Genomic DNA, 21,399 nt, shown 5'->3' with positions numbered 1-21,399 from the left:
ACGGTTGCCCGAATGCGCCCCGGCCACCCGTATGCATCTGGTATGCGCTGAACGGGTGGCCTTCAACCGCTACTCCTCGGTCGGAAGCGCCGCGTCCGCCGCCGCGTCCGGCCCCTGTTCGAGCAGCACGGCGAACCCGTCCTCGTTCAGAACCGGAACCTTCAACTGCATCGCCTTGTCGTACTTGGAGCCCGGGTTGTCCCCCACTACGACGAAGGAGGTCTTCTTGGAAACGGAGCCCGTCACCTTGGCCCCTCTGCTCTGCAGGGCCTCTTTCGCGCCATCTCGGGTGTGGTGCTCGAGGGTTCCGGTGACGACGACCGTGAGGCCTTCGAGCGGGCGCGGGCCCTCGTCCTCGCCGGCGCCCTCCTCCTCCATCCGGACCCCGGCGGCCCGCCACTTGCGCAGGATCTCGCGGTGCCAGTCCTCCGCGAACCACTGCTTGAGCGAGGCGGCGATGATCGACCCGACGCCGTCGGTGGCGGCGAGCTCCTCCTCGGTCGCCTGCTCGATGCGGTCGATGGAGCGGAACTCGCGGGCCAGCGCCTCGGCGGCGACGGGGCCCACATGGCGGACGGACAGGCCGGTGATGACGCGGGCGAGCGGCCGTTCCTTGGCCGCCGCGATGTTCTCCAGCATGGACAGGGCGTTCTTGCGGGGCTCGCCCTGCTGGTTGGCGAAGACCGTGGCGATCTTCTCCTCGCCGGTCTTCGGGTCCCGCTTGGGCAGGCCGCTGTCCTGGTCGAGGACGTACGCCCTGATGGGCAGGAGCTGCTCGATGGTGAGGTCGAACAGGTCGCCCTCGTCGGCGAGCACCGGCTCGGCCGGTTCCAGGGGCTTGGTCAGGGCAGCCGCCGCGACGTAACCGAAGTTCTCGATGTCGAGGGACTTGCGGCCCGCGAGGTAGAAGAGGCGCTCGCGCAACTGGGCCGGGCAGGAGCGGGCGTTCGGGCAGCGGAGGTCGATGTCGCCCTCCTTCATCGGCCGCAGCGGAGTGCCGCACTCGGGGCACTCGGCGGGCATGACGAACTCCCGCTCGCTGCCGTCCCGCAGATCGGTGACCGGGCCGAGGATCTCGGGGATGACGTCGCCGGCCTTGCGCAGGACGACGGTGTCCCCGATGAGGACGCCCTTCTTCTTGACGACGTCCTGGTTGTGCAGGGTCGCGAACTCGACCTCGGATCCGGCCACGGTGACCGGCTCGACCTGCGCGTACGGCGTGACGCGGCCGGTGCGGCCGACGCCCACGCGGATGTTGACCAGCTTGGTGTTGACCTCCTCCGGCGGGTACTTCCAGGCGATGGCCCAGCGCGGCGCGCGCGAGGTGGAGCCGAGACGGCCCTGGAGGGGGATCTCGTCGAGCTTGACGACGGCGCCGTCGATCTCGTGCTCGACGATGGAGTGGCGGTTCTCCCCGTAGTGGGCGATGAACTCCCGTACGTCCTCGATGCTGTCGACCACCCTGTTGTGCCGGGCGGTGGGCAGGCCCCATTCGTGCAGCAGCTCGTAGGCCTGGGAGAGGCGGTCGATGTCGAAGCCCTCGCGGGCGCCGATGCCGTGCACGACCATGTGGAGCGGGCGGGTCGCGGTGACGCGGGGGTCCTTCTGGCGCAGCGAACCCGCCGCCGCGTTGCGCGGGTTGGCGAAGGGCTTGTCGCCGGCCTCGACCAGGCGCGCGTTGAGCTCCTCGAACTTCTCCATGGGGAAGAAGACTTCGCCGCGGATCTCCACGAGTGCCGGGACGCGGTCGCCCTTGAGGCGGTGGGGGATCTCCGCGATCGTGCGCACGTTGGGCGTGATGTCCTCGCCGGTGCGGCCGTCCCCGCGGGTGGCGGCGCGGGTGAGCCTGCCGTCCTCGTACGTGAGGTTGACCGCGAGGCCGTCGATCTTGAGTTCGCACAGGAAGTGGTAGTCGGACGTGCCGACGTCCCGGGCGATGCGGTCCGCCCAGGCGGCCAACTCGGCGTCGTCGAAGGCGTTGTCGAGGGAGAGCATGCGCTCGCGGTGCTCGACGGCCGTGAACGACGTGGACACCGGCTCGTACGAGCCCGCGACCTTCTGGGTCGGCGAGTCGGGGGTGCGCAGCTCGGGGTACTGCTCCTCCAGCGCTTCCAGGGAGCGCAGGAGTTTGTCGAACTCGCCGTCGCTGACGACCGGCTGGTCCTTCACGTAGTACCTGAAGCGGTGCTCCTCGATCTGCTCGGCGAGCTGCGCGTGCTGCTCCCGTGCCGTCTTGGGCACCTCTGCGGGCTGTGCGTGCTGCTGTTCGCCGGCCACCGTCTCGTCCTCCCGTTTGTCCCTGTGCGGACCTCGACCCGTCACTCTGGGTTGTCCGCGAGTGATCTCGCCGCCCGGACGCAGTGGGCGAGCGCGGCGCGCGCGTACGCGGGAGAGGCCCCCGCGAGACCGCACGCCGGAGTGACCGTGACCGACTCCGCGAGGGAGCCGGGATTCAGCCCGAGCCTGCGCCACAGCGTCCTGACTCCCATGACGCTACCGGCAGGGTCTGACAACGGGCTGTCCGTGCCGGGCACGACACCGGCGAAGAGCCGCGTGCCGGCCTCGACGGCCTCACCGATCGCGTTGTCGTCACGTTCGGTGAGGAGCGAGAAGTCGAAGGAGATGGCGTCGGCGCCCGCGCGGCGCAGCAGGGCGAACGGGACGTCAGGAGCGCAGGAGTGCACGACGACGGGCCCGTCGTGGACCGAGACGACCTCGCGGAGCGCGCTCTCCACGAGCTGGCGGTCGACGGCGCGGTGGGTGCGGTAGCCGCTGGCGCTCTTGACCTGGCCGCGCAGTACGGAGACGAGGGACGGCTCGTCGAGCTGGAGCACGATCTCGGCGCCGGGGACGCGGCGGCGCAGGTCGTCGAGGTGGAGGCGCAGGCCCTCGGCGAGCGAGCCTGCGAGGTCGCGGCAGGCGCCCTCGTCGGAGAGGGCGGCCTCGCCGTTGCGCAGTTCCAGGGCGGCGGCGAGCGTCCAGGGCCCGACCGCCTGCACCTTCAACGGCCCCTGGTAGCCCTGGGTGAACTCCTCCAGGGCGTCCAGGTCCTCGCCCATCCAGGACCGGGCCCGCCGGGTGTCGCGGCCGGGCCGGTCCCCGAGCCGCCAGCCGCTGGGCTCCACGCGCGCGTACAGCTCGACGAGCAGTCCGGCGGTCCGGCCGATCATGTCGGCGCCGGGTCCGCGTGCGGGCAGTTCCGCCAGATACGGGAACTCCTCGACACTGCCGGTGACCGTCTTGGCCGCCTCGCGCGCGTCGCCACCGGGCATGGATCCGACCCCGGTGGCGGGCCCCGGCCTGAACTTGCTGTTTTCGCTCACCCGCGAAGCGTACGTAACAGGACCGGGACCGGCTCAAGCGCAGGTGGACCGAGACGGTCCGTCAGCGGCCCGGGCGCACCGTGAGGTCGTTGACCTCGGCGTCGCGCGGCAGGTCGAGGGCCATGACGATCGTCGTGGCGACCGACTCGGGGTCGATCCAGCGGGCGGCGTCGTACGGCTTGCCCTCCTGCTGGTGCACCTTGACCTGCATGGCGCTGGCCGTGCGGCCCGGGTAGACCGAGGTGACCCGCACTCCGTTGCCGTGCTCCTCCTGGCGCAGGGAGTCGGCGAGCGCCTTCAAGCCGTGCTTGGAGGCGGCGTACGCGGACCAGTCGGCGTGCGCGCTGAGGCCCGCACCGGAGTTGACGAAGATCACGTGGCCGTGGGCGACGCGGAGCTGGGGCAGGAAGTGGCGGGTCAGCTCGGCGGGGGCGACCAGGTTCACGTTCAGCTGGTGGCGCCACGACTTGGGGGTGAGCTCGCCGACGGGGCCGAGGTCGACGACGCCCGCGATGTGCAGCAGCGAGTCCACCCGGTCGGGCAGCGACTGGTGCGAGAACGCCCAGGAGAGCTTGTCCGGGTCGGCGAGGTCTCCTACGAGGGTGCCCGCGCCGGGGAACTGGGCCGCGAGTTCCTTCGCGCGGGCCGCGTCGCGCGCGTGGAGGACGAGTTCGTCCCCGCGTGCGTGCAGACGGCGCGCCACGGCCGCGCCGATACCTGATCCGGCCCCGGTGATCACATGTGTTGCCATACGGGCCATGCTCGCATTAGAGCGTGCCGACTTACTCGGCGGCAGCCGCCGACAGGTGCGTCTCCAGGTAGGCCAGCGCGCCGACCGGCTCCTCGGCGAAGAAGACGAGGTCGGTGAGCGGCAGCGGCAGGAACCCCTCTTCGTCCATGCGGCGGAACTGCTCCTTGAGGCCGTCGTAGAAACCCGCCGTGTTCAGCAGGACGACCGGCTTGGTGTGCTTGCCGTGCTTCTTCAGCTCCAGGATCTCGGTGGCCTCGTCGAGCGTGCCCGCGCCGCCCACCATGATCACGACGGCATCGGCCTTCTCCAGGAGCAGCGCCTTGCGTTCGGCGAGGTCACGGGCGATCACCATCTCGTCGGCGTCTTCGCGCGCCAAGGCGGCCATGAAGTCCACGGAAACGCCCACGAGGCGCCCTCCGGCCTCCTGCACGCCGTCAGCGACGACCTTCATCAGACCGCTCTCCGAACCGCCCCACACGAGCGTGTGCCCGCCCTTGCCGAGCAGTTCGGCGAACTCACGGGCGGGTCGGGTGTAGCGGTCGGCGAGGTCGGCGGCGGAGAGGAAGACGCAGATGTTCATACGTCCTACCGTACGGGGGGAAGAACGGCGCCCGTCCCGGTGCTGTCCCAGGTATGGCTGATGGACACACGATCACGATCGAGCAGGGCACCGGAGCCGTACGCGTCGTCCACGGCGGGGTGGTGCTGGCACAGAGCACCCGCCCGCTGCTGCTGCGCGAGACGGGCTGTCCCGTGCGCTACTACATCCCGCCGGAGGACGTCCGCACGGACCTGTTGACCCGCTCCGACACGCAGACGTACTGCCCCTTCAAGGGAACGGCGTCCTACTGGTCCCTGCCGGACGCCCCCGACCTGGTGTGGGCGTACCCGGACCCGAAGCCGGACGTGGCCGAGATCAAGGACCATCTCTGCTTCTACGAAGTGGCAGAGGTGGGGTAGAACCGGAGGAACACCAGAGGCGACCGGCCGGTCGGAAGTGAAGGGGCGGGGATGGATCAGGGATATGGCAGTGAGGCCGCCCCGGGCGGATTCGGACCACCACCTCCGACATACCTGCCCGCCCCCGCGGCTGGCCCCAAGTCCCTCGCAGCGGACGCCGGCAACGACCTCGTCGTCGACTCGGCCGGCGTGCATTTCGAGCAGGGGCCGCACACGGTCGAGCTGCCCTGGCCACGCATCCGGACCGTTCAGCTCTGGCCCATGGGCATGTACTTGTCCGTGGTCGCGGTGATGCTCGACGGCAGGGTCTTCGAATGCCGGGGGAAGGCCCGGCGCGTCTCCCGGCTGCTGGAGTGGTGCGCCGAGCTAAACACCGTGCTGCACCACTATCTGTCGCCCAGGGAGTCGTCCTAGAAGCTCACCGCCCAACCGTGACCTGTCAGGTCAGACGGCGCCCCGCCACAGATCAGGCTCAACCTCGGCAAAGCGGCGTTCCAGAGCCTCAAGGTCTCCGAGCACCATGCCCATCCTGTGCCGGAATGCCGCGCCGTGCGCGGGGACCTTCAGGTGGGTCAGCTCATGGACGAGGACCAGGTCCACCAGGTCCGGGGGCAACTGCATCAGCGCCCAGTGCAGGGCGATGGACCCGTCCGGCTCGCAGGCACCCCAGCGCCGCCCCAGATCCCGGACGGTCACCGCGCGAGGGGTGACCCCGGTGAGCTCGGCCAGGGGCGCCGCACGGGTCGCAGCCCATCGGGTGCCTCGTGCGGCGTACCACTGCCCGATCAGGTGGGCGCCCTGCCGAGGGGCTTCACCGTCCGGCAGCTCCAGCCAGCCCTGGTGCAGCCGCACTCCCCTGCCTTGCCGCGCGGGTACGACCTTCAGCCGGTGACGGCGCCCCAGGTAGGCGAAGCTCGCCCCGCCCACCAATTCCTTGACCGGCTCCCCTCCGCCGCGCCTGCGCCGCTCGACCTCGTCGGCGAGACGGGGCAGCCGGGACCGCACGGCCTCGGCGACGTCGTGGGGATCGGCGTCCGGTGGCACCGCGAAAAGAAGGTCGCCGTCCTCCTGGATCTCGATCCCCAGCGTCCGGCGCCGTGGCCGCACGACGACCTGCCACGTCCACTCTCCCGGCATGGGGAGGGACGCGAGGGCGGACTGGACGGAGTGGCTCACCAGGCATTCGTACCATCCGGCACCGACAGGGGCCGTCACCGCCGTCGGTGCCGCTCCTCAGTGACCGTCCTGCTGATGTGGTCCGGGGCGATAGCGCAGGAAGTCGCCGTGCCTCTCCACGGCAAGTTCCAGAAGTCCGGCCGCCAGGTCCGCCGTCTCCTCCCACTCCACGTGGAGGTGATCGGCCACGAGGAAGCGGAGCTCCCTACGTACGTCCATACGTGCCTCGGCTTGCGCCGGGAAGTGCGGCTGCCGTACCAGTCTGGCGATGTCCCCCGTGATACGGCAGGCCGCCCGGTGCACGTCGACTTCCAAGGGCGTTGGTCCCGCAGCAGATCGATCCAACTCCCGTACCAGCGCGCGGTACACCGGCCGTTCGGTCAAGGGGTCGAGGCGCGGACCCGCCTCATCGACGTCCTCGGTGACCTCGCCGATGAGCCGCGTCAGGTCGGCCGCGGCCTGGTCGAAGTCCTGCTGCATCCGCTGGACGATCTCCTCCAGGCGGCTGCTGAACCGTTCGTAGCGGGCCCGGTCCGTTCCGATCTTCGCTGTGATGTGCGTCCGCAGGCGGCTGACCATGTAGCGGGTCCTGGCGCGCGTGTCGTGGTTGGCCTCGACCCTCTCCATGAAGTCGGGCGCGGTCAACTCCACTGGCGGGATCCGCAGTTCGACACCCGTGACACGGATGTGATCGGCGATGAGCCTGCGCACCTTCGCCCCGTACCGGCGCGGGCTGAACTCGTCGCGTCCGTCCAGGTAGCTCTGGCGTGCGAGGTACTGGACCTCGCCGAGATGGCCCGCCAACTGCTCGTACGTGAGCGCGTACGGCCTGGGCAGGACTGCCCCGAGGGCGGTGAGGAAGTCGCGTGCCAACTCGTCGAACTCGCCGCGCGTCAGCGGGTCGGCCAGTAGCTCCAGCAGTGCTTCACGACGCTGCTCGTCGGCCAGCGAGAGCGTGCCGTGCGCGTCGTACGCCGCGAGATTCCGCGCTTCGAGGAAGCTCGCGACGCGGCCGTGCAGGTCCTTCAGGAGACGGTCAGCGGAGGCGTCCGCCTGGCGGAGCAGCCCGTCACCCGTGGGCTGCGTGCCCCTGAAGTCCCGGCTCAGGTGATCGACGGTCACGTCCTGGTAGCCGTACACCTCACGCAGGTGATGCTGCTCGTACGCGTGCAGGGACCGAGCCAGCTCGGGGCCGATTCCGATGAAGTCGACGACCGTCCCCCATTTCTTGCGCGGATAAGGCCGGTTGGTGCGTGCCACGGCCTGGAGGAGGCCTACTCCCGACAGGGCGCAGTCCAGGTAGAGAACCTGCTCGACAGGGGCGTCGAAGCCGGTGAGCAGCATCGACTGGACGACGAGGAAGGCGAGCGGTGCAGTGTCCTCCCGGTCGTCGTCGGCCTCGGCGCTGCCGCTCTCCTCGGCCTCCTGGGATACGTCTTCCTCCGCCTGCCAAACGTCACTCACGGGCGCCCCTGGCGCGTCCAGCCCCTGCCCCGGCGCGCCGTGCGGGTCGACGTCCCAGGAGGGGTCGACGGCGGAGGCGAGCGGATCACCAAGTCCGGCCTTGAAACGCGCGATGTTCGCGTCCTGCCGGGACTTCAGCGTCCAGTCCCGCCACTCCCTGGGATCGATCTGCGGGTTGCCGTGGACGATCACCGCGGCATCGATCGAGGCGAGCACGTCGCGGTGCGGCAGCATGGCGAGGAGTTCGCGGATCAGTGCGTCGGCACCGACGGCCGCCAGCGGGTCGTGGCGCAGGGCCGGGTCGAGCGCGTCGAGCCGGCCGAGCAGCCGGTCGCGGGCGACGAGCAGCGCGTCCCGGTAGCGCACGGCCGCGCGCCGGGACACCGCCACCAGTTGGGCGCCGAACCGGTCGGGCAGTGCGTTGACCGCCCAGTGCCGCAGCATGTAGTCGGCCTTGTCCGCGATCACGGAGGGCGATTCGAGGATCTCCTTCTGCCGCGCGAACTTCCGCAGCACGCGCTCGCGCTGCTGGGGATCCGCGGGCACCCGGGCGTCGAACTTGGCGTCCAGGGAGGCCTGTTCGACCACTTCCAGTGGCACGTCGTACGCCTCGTAGCGGACCGGGACGACAGACCTGTCCCGTTCGGCGTCGTGCAGGGTGTACGTGTCGACGAGCGATCCGAAGACGTCCTCGGTCTTCTTGCGCGCGTCGCTGATGATGGGAGTACCGGTGAAGCCGACGAGGACGGCGTTGGGCAGCAGGGCGCGCAGCCGGGCGTGCAGCCAGCTGTCCTGCCCACGGTGCGCCTCGTCGACGAGGACCACGATGTCCGATCCGGGGTTCGCGGCCCGGACCTGGAGGTGGGCCTCCTCGTCCCTGTCCTCCGCACCCAGGCTCTCCTCGCGCCCGTCGTACGCGGTGTCGTCGCGCTGCGCCTTCTGCAGCATCACGAGGACGACGTCGGGTACGGGCGCGGCAAGGTGGGCGCGCGCATCCAAGACCCCGTCGGCCCGGTGGACCGTCTCCTCGGCTGCGGCCATCGACCCGAGGACCTGTTTCTCCAGATCGATACGATCGGTAACGACGACGACCTTGTGCGCCTTCAGTTCGTGACTGCTTCTGAGGTGGCGTACGAGGAAGGCCATGGTGAGGCTCTTGCCGGACCCCTGGGTGTGCCAGACGACGCCGCCCCGCTGGGTGACGTCGTGCCGGGCCGCGATGGCCGCCTTCCGCAGGCGCAGGGCGTGGGCGAGCCGCCGCACGGCCCGGAACTGCTGCCAGCGGCCGATCACCTTGAGCGTACGGCCGCCTTGCCCGCGCTCGGTGGTGAAGTCCCGTACCAGGGTGAGGAGATGGTCCGGTGTGAGCACTCCCGCGACGAGGACGGCCATGTCCGTGTCGCAGCCGTCGGCGGACGCGGGCTCGGTGGTGCGCCACGGTGTGAAGTGCTCGGGGGTCGCGGTGACGGTGCCCAGCTCGGCGTAGGTCCGGTCGGTGCCGATCAGCACCTGCGCGTAGCGGGTGAACTCCGGTACAGGAGAGGCAGATTCAAGACTGGCGTAACGGCAGACCTGTCCGACAGCGCCGTCAAGGGCCGCCCTGCTGTCGCTGCCGGACGTGAGCGGGGCCTTGCATTCGATGACGGCCCAGGGCAGCCCGTTGACGAACAGCACCAGGTCCGGGGTGACGTGGGTCAGGCCCTTGCGGTCCACGCGGAACTGGCTGACGGCCAGCAGGTCGTTGCGCCCGCCGTTCTCCCCGTCCCAGTCGACGAGTTGGACATGCTCGGGGTCGCCTTTCCTCCACCCCGGCAGGGTGCGGGCGTTGACACCGCGACGCAGCAGCCGGGTCACCGCGAGGTTGGCGGCCACGCCGCGCTCGGCCGGCCCCTGCCCCGGCGCGGTACCTAGTACGAGGGCGAGGAGCCGGTCGAGCTGGGCGGAGGTCAGCCAGGTTCCGCCGCCGGCGCCGGGGGCTGGGTTGATGCGCGCCACGGCGTCCCGGAAACGGTCCTCGTAGACGACCTGCTCGTACGTCGCCCGCCCGGACGGCGCCGGACTGCCGACGGGCTTTCCTGGCGGGGCGCCTTCCAGGTGCTCCCACCCGAGCCGGACGAGCTGCTCGACCAGCGGCTTCTCGGTCTTGCGGTACTCGGGACCGCCAACCTCCGCCCGGTCGCGCTCTGGTTGGCTGTTCGTCGGCTCGTTGTCCGCCGGTAGGTCCTGCCGCCCACTCACCGCTGAACTCCCCGTCTCCACCGTCCGCTTCAGTGCTGTCCTGAGGCGTACGGGAAAGCCTACGTCCGGGGAAGGAATCGGCCAGAGCCGTTTCGGCCTTTGATCAAGCCGCGAGGGCGGGCGGCGACCCCTTGGGCAGGGCCAGCTCGAACCACATGGTCTTGCCGCCGGGCCCGTACGCCCCCTCGCCTATGGCACATCCGCCCCACCGGTCGGCGACGGTGTCGAGGATGAGCATGCCCCGACCGCTGTCGGCCTGCGCGGGCACGACGATCGGCGGGCCCACGACGGGCAGATCGGGACTGGGATCCCACACGCTGACCCTCAGCACTGGGCACAGCCACTGCTGCGCACGGAGGCCAGGCCCTTGGTGTGCCGTTCGAAGTTGGCGGCCAGCTCGCAAGCGACTTGGGAGACTTCACAGTAGGTCTGCGGCCTGCCCGCCGATCAGCCGCCGACTGGCACCCCCCGCCCCCACAGCTCCTCGGCATGCTCGGCAAAGCGGGAGAACATGCCTCCCTCGCCCTGCTGACGCAGGTGCAGCAACGGCGAATCGTGCCCGACCAGCCGCGCGAGATGAGGTGTCACCAGGGCGTCGTGGTCGAACTGGAAGACCGACAGCGAGACATGGTTCACGGCGTCGTCGGCGGCACTGAACCGCGTCTCCAAGCCGGAGACCGATCCGAGCCGTTCCAGGTTCTCCAGACTGATTCTGATCCGCGTGGACACACTCAGGGCCACATCCTCGATGACCTCGCGGTTCCGGGTCACTTCCCCTTCGGGGTCGCCCAGCAGGAACCGCACCCGGCACCCGGCCTCTGCCTTGCGGCGCAGCGTGTCGGCAAAGTGCGGCTGCTGCGTCCAGAAGAAATAGTTCGTGTACCCGGCGAGGAACAGCTCCTCGGTCGCACCGTCAAGAAGGTCGGTCCACACCGTCGAGGGGCATGCCGACCGGTAGGGATAGCTGTGGACCAGTTCGCGGTCGTGCCCCATCTTTACGCGCTCCTGAACAGCCCTCGGCCAGATCATCTCTTCATCCACTCCCAGCGCGCGGCAGGCGTCCGCACGGTTCCTAGCGTGTGGCGTCAATTCGGCGTCCGCCAGCCAGCGTTCCACCTGCTTCACACTCACCCCGATCCGGGCGGCGAGTTGCCGGGGTCTCACGCCAGCCTCGGCCATAGCTGATCGTAGGGCCTTGTTCAAGACTTCTCCCATGGACGTTTGGGCCTTCTCCGAGCGTAGCGGGCAACGTCCCAACTGTCCCTGGACAGAGGAGAGATACGTCCACGAGGGCGGTCCACGATCCAGGCATGGCCAAGCAGACAGCAACCAGCGAGCACCAGCACCCCCAAGACCTAATCCCTTCAGCTTCCGGGCCCGGATTGCGGCTCCTGCCGTGGCCGACTCCGGACGGCAGGCCGTGCTTCCTCTCCACCGACGGCAGCGGGTATCTGTCCCGCGTCGCGGACAATGTGGAGAGCCTGCAACTGGGCATGGCGAGCGAACTCCTCAACCACGTAGCCGACTTACTCGACGACCGGTCGGCAACGTGCGATCAGCTTCGTTTCTGCCTCGCGCGCATGACTGAGGCACTGCGCGACGTAAGGCGCATCGCGGACAGTCGGGGAGCGCGCCTTCCGGACGCGGACAACGACCCCGATCTGATCGCTCCGGACACCGACGACGATGACGATGACGATCCACATCTGCCCACCGAGCCATTCGCATAAGAACCGTGCTCGACCGAACTTCGCCGCGTTCCTCAGGGTGCACAGCCGTGCACTTAATCAAGCCACCGGCGCAGGAGGATCGGGGCGGGAGCGGCCATGGGACCAGAGAACAGGGCACCTGAGGGAGCAAGTTATCTCCGAGCTGCACTGGCTCAAGTTGTCCATCCGGGGACGGCGGCAACAACTGCGACAAAATCGCTGCAACGCGCAACGAGTGCGTCGCCCTCCGTGCGCGCGACAGCCCGGCCGACGTACTGATGACGGACCGGGCCGCGCTGGGGGCGTTGGTGCGGGGCGGGAAGGCCAGGTCGGTCAGGCCGCGTACGCCTTCGCGTGGCCGGTGAGCAGGTCTTCGACCACCGCTTGCTGTACGGCACGCAGCTTGGCAACTACAGCTGCCTGACGCTCAATCCGCTGGTCGAATGCGGCGCGGACGGCGACGATGCGCCGCTGTTCGTCCAGTGGTACGTCAGGAACGGACAGCTGCCGGATCTGCTCCTGCCCAATGTTCTTCATCCCTGCGCTCGTGCCGGTGGCCTGAGCCCTGACACTCTGCCGAACAGTCGCCCGTGCCAGAGCGAGCTCCAGGAAACGGGGATCCGCGACCGACTCATTCACGTGGAGTCGGAGCGTCTTGTCGCTGAGCAGAAGACGTGGCGGTGGATTCTCCGAGACACAGGCAAGCCCGACCAGCTCCTCCGTGTTCGCTCGCGTCATGAGCAAGTCACCATGCTTGACCTCATAGCGCGGATGGATCAGCGCCGGATCACGAATGACCTTGTTCTCCCGCGATGCGAACCAGCCAGCCTGAACCGCGCTGACCTTGAGCACACCCCACTCACCCTCGGCCGCAGGCATGTCCTCGGCAGAAGGGCTCTTCCCCGCCTCGATACGCGTCAGCAGCGAACCGAGCGAGACCTCACCGCTGATATGCAGCAGTTGCTCAACCAACACATCGACAAGTCGCACCGTCTTGGCCCGAACCGCTTCCAACATCCCAATCCGCCGCTCAAACGCGGCGTGCGCGGCGACGATGCGGCGCTGTTCGTCCAACGGGACGTCAGGAACGGCGAGCGCCCTGATATCGGTTTGCGAGATGTTGTTCTGCCCTGTGCCGCCGTTCAGCAGGTTGCCGATCTGCCGCCGCACCCCAGCCGAACGAAGCAGAATCGCAAGAAAGGTAGCCTCGGCGACCTCTCCGTCCGGAACAAGACGAAGGATCTTGTCCGACAGCATGAGCCTTCGACGAGTAGGCCCCACCTGGCACACGGCACCAACCAGCGAGCGAGCGCCGTTGGCCCGCGCAATCAGAACATCTCCGGTGCGAATCTCAAGTTGCCAGCGAGGCTGCAGACCTGATGGCAGCCGCTTCGCCTCCCCAGGCTGGAAATTCCCCGAAGTGACGGCGCTCACCTTGATGACGCCCCACTCATCACCAGCGGGTGGGTACGCATCGCAGGCCGGGCTCCAACCGGTTTCGACCCGCGCCAGCAACGAACCCAGCGTTACCTCACCGCCCATAACCCAACTCCTCCAACCAACGCCGCAGCTCCCCCTGAGCCGCCTCGCCGGCACCCTCCAGCTCACTCAATGACACCGCATACTTCTCAACCCACCGCCGGAACTCCGCCACCAGCTCGCGCCGCCCCACCGCGACCGCCGCGTCGAGCCGCCCGGACAGGTCCTCGTCCAGCACCGCCAGCACGACCTCGCGAGTGCGCTGATCGTCCGCGAGGACCAGATCCCGCTCCGCCGTCAGGTCCGCCAGGAAACGGTCGTCCAGCCCCTTGCGCCTCTTCGTCGCCGCCGTCCGCGTCTTACGGCACACCGCCAACTCGGCCTCCAGGAGGGACAGTTCCTCGGGTGAAACCGGCTCGGCGGCATCCGCCACAGAACCCTCGTCCTCGCCATCCTCCACCGACGACGGCTGCGCCGCAGCCAACGCGTCCACCGCCTCCTTGAACGCCGCGTCGGCCGCAGCGACCTCCGCCTCCACCACCGCGTACCGCTCAAGGAACTCGGGGATGAGGTGGCGTACGACCGGCTGGTCCATCGCGCGGCGGCGGTCGGCGGCCGTAACCGTCACCTTCGCCCGCTTCGTGGAACCGATGCTGCTCACCGCGCCCTCCGCGGGCTTCACGATCGCCTCCGTCGAGTCCACCCAGCCCGCAAGCACCCGACCGAAACCGCCCGCCGCCAGCGCCTTCATGTCGTAGCGCGCGTGCGTCCACCAGTCGGCGATGATGCCCGCCGTGCGGTACTCGTCGAGGACGCCCTCGGCCCCGATCGTCTCGATGAAGCCGACGATCAGCCCGGACCGCAGGTCCATCAGCTTCCGGTCCTGCGCCAGCTTGCCGAAGAGCTCCGAGCCGCCCTTCCACCACTTCTCGTACGCGACCCGCAGCGAGGCCTCCTTCGCCGCCGCCTGCTGCGCGATGCGGCCGACCGTCACCTCGGGGTCCTCGGCGAGGAAGTCGCAGTAGTCCGGGTCACCGTCCCGCAGCGCGAACAACGTCGACGCGTCGACTCCGTACGCTCCGAACAGGGCCTCCTGTGCCGCAATTTCGGTGACCGGGACACCGCCGTAGAGGTGCGCCCGTACGTCCTGCGGTTCGGCGGGAGGCGAATTGTCCACCCAGCGGCGGATGTTGAGGTTGGCTCCCTCGGCCAGGAGGGTGTCCCGCTCCACCCACCGCGAGTAGCCCGCGAGCTGCCGGCCCTCCTGGAACACCGTGACGATCTTCTCGACGTGCTCGGGACCCAGCTCGTTCTGGTTGCGCCCGACCGTGAACTCCCGGTCGGCGTTGATGAAGAGGACCCTCTTGCGCCGGTCCGACACCTTCTGGCGCGGTCGGCGAAGGATCAGGACGCAGGCCGGGATGCCGACGCCATAGAAGAGGTTCGGGCCGAGACCGATCACCGCTTCCACGCAGTCGTCCTGGAGCAATTCCTCCCGGATCTCCTTCTCCTTGCCACCCCTGAACAGGACACCGTGCGGCATGACAACGGCGACCACGCCCTTCTCCTCCAGCACCGACACCATGTGCTGGACGAACATCAGGTCGGCCTTCTTGCCCTTCTCGGGCGCCCACCCCCACTCCATGCGCTTGCCGTGGCGCGTGTCCGCGGCCTCCACCTGCTCCTTGTCGTACGGCTGGGAGAAGGGCGGGTTGGAGAGGACCTAGGTGAAATTGCGCAGGCGGCTATTGCCGTCGAGGTGGAGCGGCTCGGTGAGGGTGTCACCGTGCTGGAGGTCGAACTTGCGGATGCCGTGGAGCACCATGTTCATGCTCGCCATCGACCAGGACGCAGGGTTGCGGTCCTGCCCATTGATGCCGAGTTCGTCGGGGTTACCGCCGTGCTCCTCCACGTACTCACGGGCCGCGATGAGCATGCCGCCCGATCCCATGCAGGGGTCGTAGACGCTCTCCGTCGGCTGCGGGTCGAGGAGCCGTACGAGCATCCGCACCACCGAGCGCGGCGTGTAGAACTCGCCGCCGCTCTGCCCTGCGCTGTCCGCGAACCGGCCCAGCAGATACTCGTACGCCGCGCCCAGCATGTCGGGGAACTCGAAGTCCTCATTGCGCAGGCGATAGAGGCTGAAGTGCCGGATGAGGGAGAGCAGTTCACTGGGTGTGAAGCGAGACTTGGTGCCCGCGACCGCGTTGAACTCGATGTGCGAGGCGACGCCGCTGAGCCGACGGTTCCCCTCTTGGAGGGCTACGAGCGCCTTGTCCAGGTACTCGCCCACCTGCATCGGCCGCCCGTCGGGGCCCCGGGTCTCCGCGGTCAGCGCCTCGATACCCGGGACGGTCGTCTCCAGGTCCTGCGGATCGAGCACATGCGGGCCCGTCCACCAGCGGGCACGCGGCGGAACGTAGAAGACGTCGCGGTAGAACTCGGGGTCGTCAGCCCGCTGCAAGGCCTTCATCTCACTGCCTGTCGCTGCCAGACGCTCCTGGTACGTACGCTCCCACTTGGGCTGGAACTCATCCGATGCCCGCTTGAGGAACAGCATCCCGAAGATGTAGTCGCGGTAGTCGGAGGGCTCCATGCGTCCGCGCAGGATGTCGGCGGCGGCGAAGAGGTGCCGCTCCAGTTGAGGCAGGGTGATTCGGGCCACGCGCCGGTCCTTCGTGGGGTGTGAGTGGGTGGACAGTGAGCGGGTCGTGCCAGGGGGCAGCGTAGAGCGTAGACGCCTGGCAGCTTCCGGCAGAAACCGCCTGAAGCAAGTGTTGCGCGACGAACCGCGTCAGTCGTCCTCGATACCGAGACTGACGAGGAGACGCCACACATCAGTGGACGGGTCCCGGTCCAGGACCTTGCAGTCCAGGGCGTGACCGGAGCGGGCCGCCCACTTGCGGGGGGCCTGGGGCAGGTGGTCGGGGTTCTCGGGGCTGACCCGGTCGACGGGGGTGGCTTTGTGCTGGCTTCCCTTACAGCCCCCGTACTCGCAGCCGGAGACAAGCCCCTTGGCGTGTGCGATGGCGTCCTTGGCCTTGCCCTCGAGTGCTTTCCGGCGGAGCCCCTGAATGCTCTTGTCGTTCCTCTGGTCGAACCTCTTGAAGGCCGGATCGGCCTTGCGGAGCTTTTTCACGACATCCGTGCTCTTGCCACTCTGCCGCCCGCCGTACGCCTGAAAATGCAGGAGCAGCCACAGGTCGAAGGACGGATGGGAGAAACAGATCTCCGTAGCCTGCGTCGCGGCGTCCTCCACAGCCTGCACGATCCCCGTGTGCTCGTCCCGGTCGAACAGGGCCCACGTCTCGTCCGTCTCGGCATGCTCCCGTACGGCCTCCACCACCTGCTCGGGCAGCAGGCCATTCGCCTTGTAGACCGGGACAATCCGGAACGGCTGCCCCGTACGCTCACCGGATCCAAACCGCTTGACCAGGTAGTCGAGGTAGTCCGGCTCAGTGGACTCGCCCTCGCAGCCCACGTACAGGACTCGCTCCTGCTTGGACTGCGTGGGCTGAACGGGCACCAGCGGCCGTTCCTCGCCACCGCTCGCTCCGCGCCTCTTACGCTTCTTCGGCACCGTCCCGGGCCCGTGGCCACCCGATGCCTGCTCGTGCCCGCCCCGCCTGCTCACGCTGACGCCTTCGCCTCCCGTTCGCGTTCCCGTTCCTTCTCCCGCCACGTCAGCGCGCGGGCGATCTCCCCCACACTGACCCGTGGGGCCCCGCCGTACCGGCCGCGCAGATATCCGCGCTCCAGGTCCTCGTCGTCACCAGGCCCGGCCGCCGCCAGCGGATACAGCTCGGTCTCGCCGGACGTCTTCTTCGAAGTGATCCACACCTGCTCGCGGGTGAGCGGACGGTCCAGTACCGCACTGCCCAGAAGCGTCGCGTCGTGCGTGGTGAAGAGCAGTTGCGCACCGCGCGGATTGGACTTGGGGTCCTGGAAGAGCCGTACGACCTCGGCAGCCAGGGTGGGGTGGAGGCTGGAGTCCAGTTCGTCCACGAGCAGCACTGTGCCGGCGTCGAGGACAGCGAGCATGGGGCCGAGGAAGGCGAACCACGAGTGGGTGCCGAGCGATTCCTCGCCGACGAAGTCGAGGGCGATGTCATCGCCGTCCGCAGTGCGGTGCCGCAGGGCGATGTCGCCCGTCTTGCGGTCGACGTCGATCCCGCTGATACCCAGATCTGCGATGGAGAGCAGTTGGACCAGCCAGTCCCGGTAGTCCTTGCCGCGCTTCGGGTCAGCGAGCAGACGCTGAGTCCAGGCGCTTCTGGCTTTGACGTCGTGGCCGGGCGTCATCAGCCACAGGTTGTCGATGAACCACCTGTGCAAGGCGGAGAGTTGGGGGTCGTTCAGGGTGGCGCCGGTAGACAGGAACAGGGCGTTGGGGCGCGTGACCGGCACCAGGACTTCTCGCTGTCCCTGGAAGCCGGTCCCGGGTTCGGACTCGGGGAAATGGAACTCCCCGCCCTCGTTCTCGGGCCGGTCGGCCTCTCTGTCGAACCAGACGACACGCCTGCCCTCGGGGTAGGCGTGCAGCCATTCGGCCTCCACCCGCTCGTCCGAGAGCTCAAAACCGTAGGTGTACCGGACCGGGTTCACGCCCAGCATCAGGTCGACTTCATAGAGCGTCGTCTCATCCGCGGCGGCAGAATCAAGTTTGAAGGGCAGTCGCGGCACGCCCGCATGGGTCGCCCAGTCGGCAAACGAGGTGCGTACGGCGTCCCGCATGTCGAAGAGCGCACGCAGAAGGTTTGACTTACCTGAGGCGTTGGCGCCGAAGACCCCCACCACGGGCAGGACAGGCACCTCGCGGTCCCCGTAGCGCAAGCCCGTCGCACGCGCCACGCCGTTGCCCGCCTCCGCAGCGATCAGCGACAGCTCACACTCGTCACGAATCGAGCGGTGATTGGCCACCCGAAAGCGGAGGAGCACCCTCGACCTCCTGGAGGACGGGGAGGCGGCCCCGTCATGTACTCGAAAACCCTGCGGACGATCCGCAGGGGAAGCCTATGACGGCGGCCGGTCAGGGGCCAGCCCCGACCTCCGGGGCGGGCCCGCGCACACCATGACGGTCAGGCCGCCGCCGTCGCGCGCGTGGTCGTCGCGATCGTCGCCGAGCCGACCACGCGCGTGCCGTCGTAGAGCACGATGGCCTGGCCGGGGGCGACGCCGCGTACGGGCTCGTCGAAGGTGACGGTCAGGGTGCCGTCCACCAGCTCCGCCGTCGCCGGCGTCTCGTCGCCGTGGGCGCGCAGCTGCGCGGTGTACGTGCCCGGTCCCGAGGGGGCCGTGCCGCACCAGCGGGGCTTGATGGCCGTGAGGGCCGTGACGTCGAGGGAGTCGACGGGGCCGACCGTCACCGTGTTGTTCACCGGCGAGATGTCCAGGACGTAGCGCGGCTTGCCGTCGGGGGCCGGGGTGCCGATGCGCAGGCCCTTGCGCTGGCCGATCGTGAAGCCGTACGCGCCCTCGTGCGTGCCGACCTTGCTGCCCGTCTCGTCGACGATGTCGCCCTCGGCCTTGCCCAGGCGCGACGCCAGGAAGCCCTGGGTGTCGCCGTCCGCGATGAAACAGATGTCGTGCGAGTCGGGCTTCTTGGCGACGGCCAGGCCGCGCCGCTCGGCCTCCGCGCGGATCTCGTCCTTCGTCGTGACCGTGTCGCCGAGGGGGAACAGGGCGTGCGCGAGCTGGCGGTCGTCGAGCACTCCGAGGACGTACGACTGGTCCTTGGCCATGTCGGAGGCGCGGTGCAGCTCGCGGGTGCCGTCCGTGAGCTCGACCACCTTCGCGTAGTGGCCGGTGGCGACCGCGTCGAAGCCGAGGGCGAGCGCCTTGTCGAGGAGTGCGGCGAACTTGATCTTCTCGTTGCAGCGCAGGCACGGGTTCGGGGTGCGCCCGGCCTCGTACTCGGCGACGAAGTCGTCGACGACGTCCTCGCGGAACCGCTCGGCGAGGTCCCAGACGTAGAAGGGGATGCCGATGACGTCGGCGGCCCTGCGGGCGTCGCGGGAGTCCTCGATGGTGCAACAGCCGCGGGCTCCCGTGCGGAACGACTGCGGGTTCGCGGAGAGGGCGAGGTGGACGCCCGTCACGTCGTGGCCGGCTTCCGCCGCGCGGGCGGCGGCGACGGCGGAGTCCACGCCGCCCGACATGGCGGCGAGGACGCGGAGGGGACGGGTGCTCTGCGGGGTCTGCGAAGTCATAGCTCTAACAGGGTACGGGGCCGCGGGAACCGAATCCCGCGAGTATCCGTTGTGGATCTCGTACGACGTGAACGGGGGCGGGTCGTGGGAGCACAGGGAAAGTCTCGGCGGAAGGCCGAAGGCCGCGCGAAGCGCGACGGTGACCGGGGGGTCAGCCGGCGGACACTGCTGATCGGAGGCGCGGCGACAGCCGTCGGCGTGGGGCTGCTCGCGCGCAGCGACCTGGCGCACATGTGGTGGCAGATGCCCGGTGTCGACAAGCCGCGCAAGGCGGGCGAGGTCGACTTCAGGGGCGCGGAGTGGGTGGCCGCGGCGGCGGCGAACTGGCGCCGGGCGGACCGCCCGGCCGACTACACGATCGACCGCGTGATCATCCATGTCACGCAGGGCAGCTATCAGGGGACGCTGAAGGTCTTCAAGGACCCGTGGCACGGGGCGGCCGCGCACTACGTGGTGCGCAAGGACGGGCACATAGCGCAGATGATTCGCGAGCTGGACGTGGCGTTCCACGCGGGGAACAAGGACTTCAACGAGCGCAGTGTGGGGATCGAGCACGAGGGGTTCGTCGACCGCCCGGCCGACTTCACGGACGCCATGTACGCGTCCTCCGCGCGGCTCACGGCCGGGATATGCAGGCGCTACGGGATACCCGTCGACCGGAAGCACATCATCGGCCACGTCGAGGTGCCGGGCACGGACCACACCGATCCGGGCCCGCACTGGGACTGGGACCGGTACATGCGCCTGGTGAAGCGCGCCCATGAAGAGGGACGCACGGCCAAGGCGTAGGCCCGGGACGCAGGCCCTGGGCGCCCGGCATGATCCGAACGAGAGCCCCCTGTGGCCCTAGCTCAGCCCGGCCGTCCTGGCGCGCTCCACCGCCGGTCCGATCGCGCCCGCGACCGCCTCGATGTCCGCCTCGGTCGACGTGTGGCCGAGGGAGAAGCGCAGGGTGCCGCGGGCGAGGTCCGGGTCGGTGCCGGTGGCCAGCAGGACGTGGCTCGGCTGGGCCACACCGGCCGTGCACGCGGAGCCGGTGGAGCACTCGATGCCCTGCGCGTCCAGGAGCAGCAGCAGGGAGTCGCCCTCACAGCCGGGGAAGGTGAAGTGGGCGTTGGCGGGCAGCCTGCCTCCGGGGGCCGGGTCGCCGCCGAGGATCGCCTCGGGGACGGCCGCGCGCACGGCGTCGGCCAGGTCGTCCCGCAGGCCGCCGATCTCGCGGGCGAACCGCTCGCGCCGTTCGGCGGCGAGCCGCCCGGCGACGGCGAAGGCGGCGACGGCCGGCACGTCGAGCGTCCCGGAGCGCACATGCCGCTCCTGTCCGCCGCCGTGGAGCACGGGTACGGGGGTGTACTCGCGGCCCAGGAGTAGCGCCCCGATGCCGTACGGGCCGCCGACCTTGTGGCCGGAGACGGTCATCGCGGCGAGGCCGGAGGCGGCGAAGTCGACGGGGATCTGGCCGTAGGCCTGGACGGCGTCGGCGTGCAGCGGGACGCCGAACTCGGCGGCCACGTCGGCGAGTTCACGGACCGGCTGGATCGTGCCGATCTCGTTGTTCGCCCACATGACGGTGGCGAGGGCCACGTCGTCGGGGTTGCGGGAGATCGCCTCGCGCAGGGCGTCCGGGTGCACGCGGCCGTACGCGTCGACGGGCAGGTACTCGACGGTGGCGCCCTCGTGTTCGCCGAGCCAGTGCACGGCGTCGAGGACCGCGTGGTGTTCGACGGGGCTCGCGAGGACGCGGGTGCGGGCGGGGTCCGCGTCGCGGCGGGACCAGTACAGGCCCTTCACCGCGAGGTTGTCGGCCTCGGTGCCACCCGAGGTGAAGACGACCTCACTGGGGCGGGCGCCGAGGGATTCGGCGAGGGTCTCCCGGGACTCCTCGACGGTGCGTCGGGCGCGCCGGCCCGCTGCGTGCAGCGAGGACGCGTTGCCGGTGACGGCGAGCTGGGCGGTCATCACCTCGACGGCCTCCGGGAGCATCGGAGTGGTCGCGGCGTGGTCGAGGTAAGCCATGATGGGCTCGATTCTACGAGCCCCGGTCCCGGTGCTCCGCGCCGCGTGGGGTCCCGACCCACGGCGGGCGCCCA

The 21,399-nt window shown here is 69.4% G+C and carries 17 protein-coding genes and 1 pseudogene; 4 read left to right on the top strand and 14 right to left on the bottom strand.

Features of this window, described 5'->3' with window-relative positions; all coding sequences use genetic code 11:
* Positions 1 to 69: 69 nt before the first annotated feature.
* The 4 genes from ligA to ACIPWY_RS23265 form a co-directional block, all read right to left on the bottom strand.
* Complete coding sequence (ligA, locus tag ACIPWY_RS23280) at positions 70 to 2,277, bottom strand: NAD-dependent DNA ligase LigA (RefSeq protein WP_362904638.1); 2,208 nt, start codon at positions 2,275 to 2,277, stop codon at positions 70 to 72.
* 41 nt (positions 2,278 to 2,318) lie between these two features.
* Positions 2,319 to 3,323, bottom strand: coding sequence for a methionine synthase (locus tag ACIPWY_RS23275; protein ID WP_393704181.1), 1,005 nt, complete (start codon positions 3,321 to 3,323; stop codon positions 2,319 to 2,321).
* Positions 3,324 to 3,384: 61 nt separating this feature from the next.
* Positions 3,385 to 4,083 (bottom strand): SDR family oxidoreductase, encoded by a 699-nt coding sequence (locus ACIPWY_RS23270; protein WP_116509604.1) that lies wholly within the window; start codon positions 4,081 to 4,083, stop codon positions 3,385 to 3,387.
* Between the two features lie 22 nt (positions 4,084 to 4,105).
* Entirely contained in the window at positions 4,106 to 4,654 is a 549-nt protein-coding gene (locus ACIPWY_RS23265) for a TIGR00730 family Rossman fold protein (protein WP_362904634.1), read from the bottom strand.
* 53 nt (positions 4,655 to 4,707) lie between these two features.
* Here ACIPWY_RS23265 and ACIPWY_RS23260 point away from each other — a divergent pair, with 53 nt between their 5' ends.
* Entirely contained in the window at positions 4,708 to 5,034 is a 327-nt protein-coding gene (locus tag ACIPWY_RS23260) for a DUF427 domain-containing protein (protein ID WP_393704178.1), read from the top strand.
* A 51-nt stretch (positions 5,035 to 5,085) separates the two neighbouring features.
* Positions 5,086 to 5,448 (top strand): hypothetical protein, encoded by a 363-nt coding sequence (locus ACIPWY_RS23255; RefSeq protein WP_362904629.1) that lies wholly within the window; start codon positions 5,086 to 5,088, stop codon positions 5,446 to 5,448.
* Between the two features lie 30 nt (positions 5,449 to 5,478).
* Here ACIPWY_RS23255 and ACIPWY_RS23250 read toward each other — a convergent pair whose 3' ends face one another.
* The 4 genes from ACIPWY_RS23250 to ACIPWY_RS23235 form a co-directional block, all read right to left on the bottom strand.
* Positions 5,479 to 6,210, bottom strand: coding sequence for a YgjP-like metallopeptidase domain-containing protein (locus tag ACIPWY_RS23250; protein WP_362904626.1), 732 nt, complete (start codon positions 6,208 to 6,210; stop codon positions 5,479 to 5,481).
* A 57-nt stretch (positions 6,211 to 6,267) separates the two neighbouring features.
* Positions 6,268 to 9,912: a type I restriction endonuclease subunit R gene (locus ACIPWY_RS23245; RefSeq protein ID WP_393704175.1), complete on the bottom strand. Its 3,645-nt coding sequence runs from the start codon at positions 9,910 to 9,912 to the stop codon at positions 6,268 to 6,270.
* Between the two features lie 103 nt (positions 9,913 to 10,015).
* Positions 10,016 to 10,228 (bottom strand): hypothetical protein, encoded by a 213-nt coding sequence (locus ACIPWY_RS23240; protein WP_362904622.1) that lies wholly within the window; start codon positions 10,226 to 10,228, stop codon positions 10,016 to 10,018.
* 131 nt (positions 10,229 to 10,359) lie between these two features.
* Positions 10,360 to 10,941, bottom strand: coding sequence for an XRE family transcriptional regulator (locus tag ACIPWY_RS23235; RefSeq protein ID WP_393704272.1), 582 nt, complete (start codon positions 10,939 to 10,941; stop codon positions 10,360 to 10,362).
* A 281-nt stretch (positions 10,942 to 11,222) separates the two neighbouring features.
* Between ACIPWY_RS23235 and ACIPWY_RS23230 the strand changes: the two genes are divergently transcribed.
* Positions 11,223 to 11,642: a hypothetical protein gene (locus ACIPWY_RS23230; protein ID WP_362904618.1), complete on the top strand. Its 420-nt coding sequence runs from the start codon at positions 11,223 to 11,225 to the stop codon at positions 11,640 to 11,642.
* Positions 11,643 to 11,954: 312 nt separating this feature from the next.
* On the opposite strand, the gene ACIPWY_RS23225 is transcribed toward ACIPWY_RS23230, so the two are convergent.
* From ACIPWY_RS23225 to mnmA, 5 genes and pseudogenes are all read right to left on the bottom strand, one after another.
* Positions 11,955 to 13,163 (bottom strand): hypothetical protein, encoded by a 1,209-nt coding sequence (locus ACIPWY_RS23225; RefSeq protein ID WP_362904616.1) that lies wholly within the window; start codon positions 13,161 to 13,163, stop codon positions 11,955 to 11,957.
* A pseudogene (locus ACIPWY_RS23220) lies at positions 13,153 to 15,765 on the bottom strand (N-6 DNA methylase). Before ACIPWY_RS23220 ends, ACIPWY_RS23225 begins: the two are co-directional and overlap by 11 nt.
* Positions 15,766 to 15,894: 129 nt before the next feature.
* Positions 15,895 to 16,626, bottom strand: coding sequence for an RloB family protein (locus tag ACIPWY_RS23215; protein WP_362904612.1), 732 nt, complete (start codon positions 16,624 to 16,626; stop codon positions 15,895 to 15,897).
* Between the two features lie 104 nt (positions 16,627 to 16,730).
* Positions 16,731 to 18,038, bottom strand: a complete 1,308-nt coding sequence (locus ACIPWY_RS23210; RefSeq protein WP_362904610.1) for an ATP-binding protein — start codon at positions 18,036 to 18,038, stop codon at positions 16,731 to 16,733.
* Positions 18,039 to 18,178: 140 nt separating this feature from the next.
* Positions 18,179 to 19,309, bottom strand: coding sequence for a tRNA 2-thiouridine(34) synthase MnmA (gene mnmA, locus ACIPWY_RS23205; protein ID WP_383882876.1), 1,131 nt, complete (start codon positions 19,307 to 19,309; stop codon positions 18,179 to 18,181).
* An 84-nt stretch (positions 19,310 to 19,393) separates the two neighbouring features.
* Between mnmA and ACIPWY_RS23200 the strand changes: the two genes are divergently transcribed.
* A complete protein-coding gene (locus ACIPWY_RS23200) occupies positions 19,394 to 20,098 on the top strand; it encodes an N-acetylmuramoyl-L-alanine amidase (RefSeq protein WP_362904606.1) in 705 nt (234 codons plus the stop codon).
* Positions 20,099 to 20,155: 57 nt separating this feature from the next.
* Here the strand turns inward: ACIPWY_RS23200 and ACIPWY_RS23195 are convergent, their stop codons facing one another.
* A complete protein-coding gene (locus ACIPWY_RS23195; protein ID WP_362904604.1) occupies positions 20,156 to 21,325 on the bottom strand; it encodes a cysteine desulfurase family protein in 1,170 nt (389 codons plus the stop codon).
* Positions 21,326 to 21,399: the final 74 nt, after the last annotated feature.

Origin of the sequence: Streptomyces sp. NPDC090032, assembly GCF_044748025.1 — a bacterium.
Classification (GTDB): domain Bacteria; phylum Actinomycetota; class Actinomycetes; order Streptomycetales; family Streptomycetaceae; genus Streptomyces.
The sequence above is the reverse complement of the archived record's forward strand: the minus strand, read 5'-3'. Positions and strand labels throughout refer to the sequence as shown.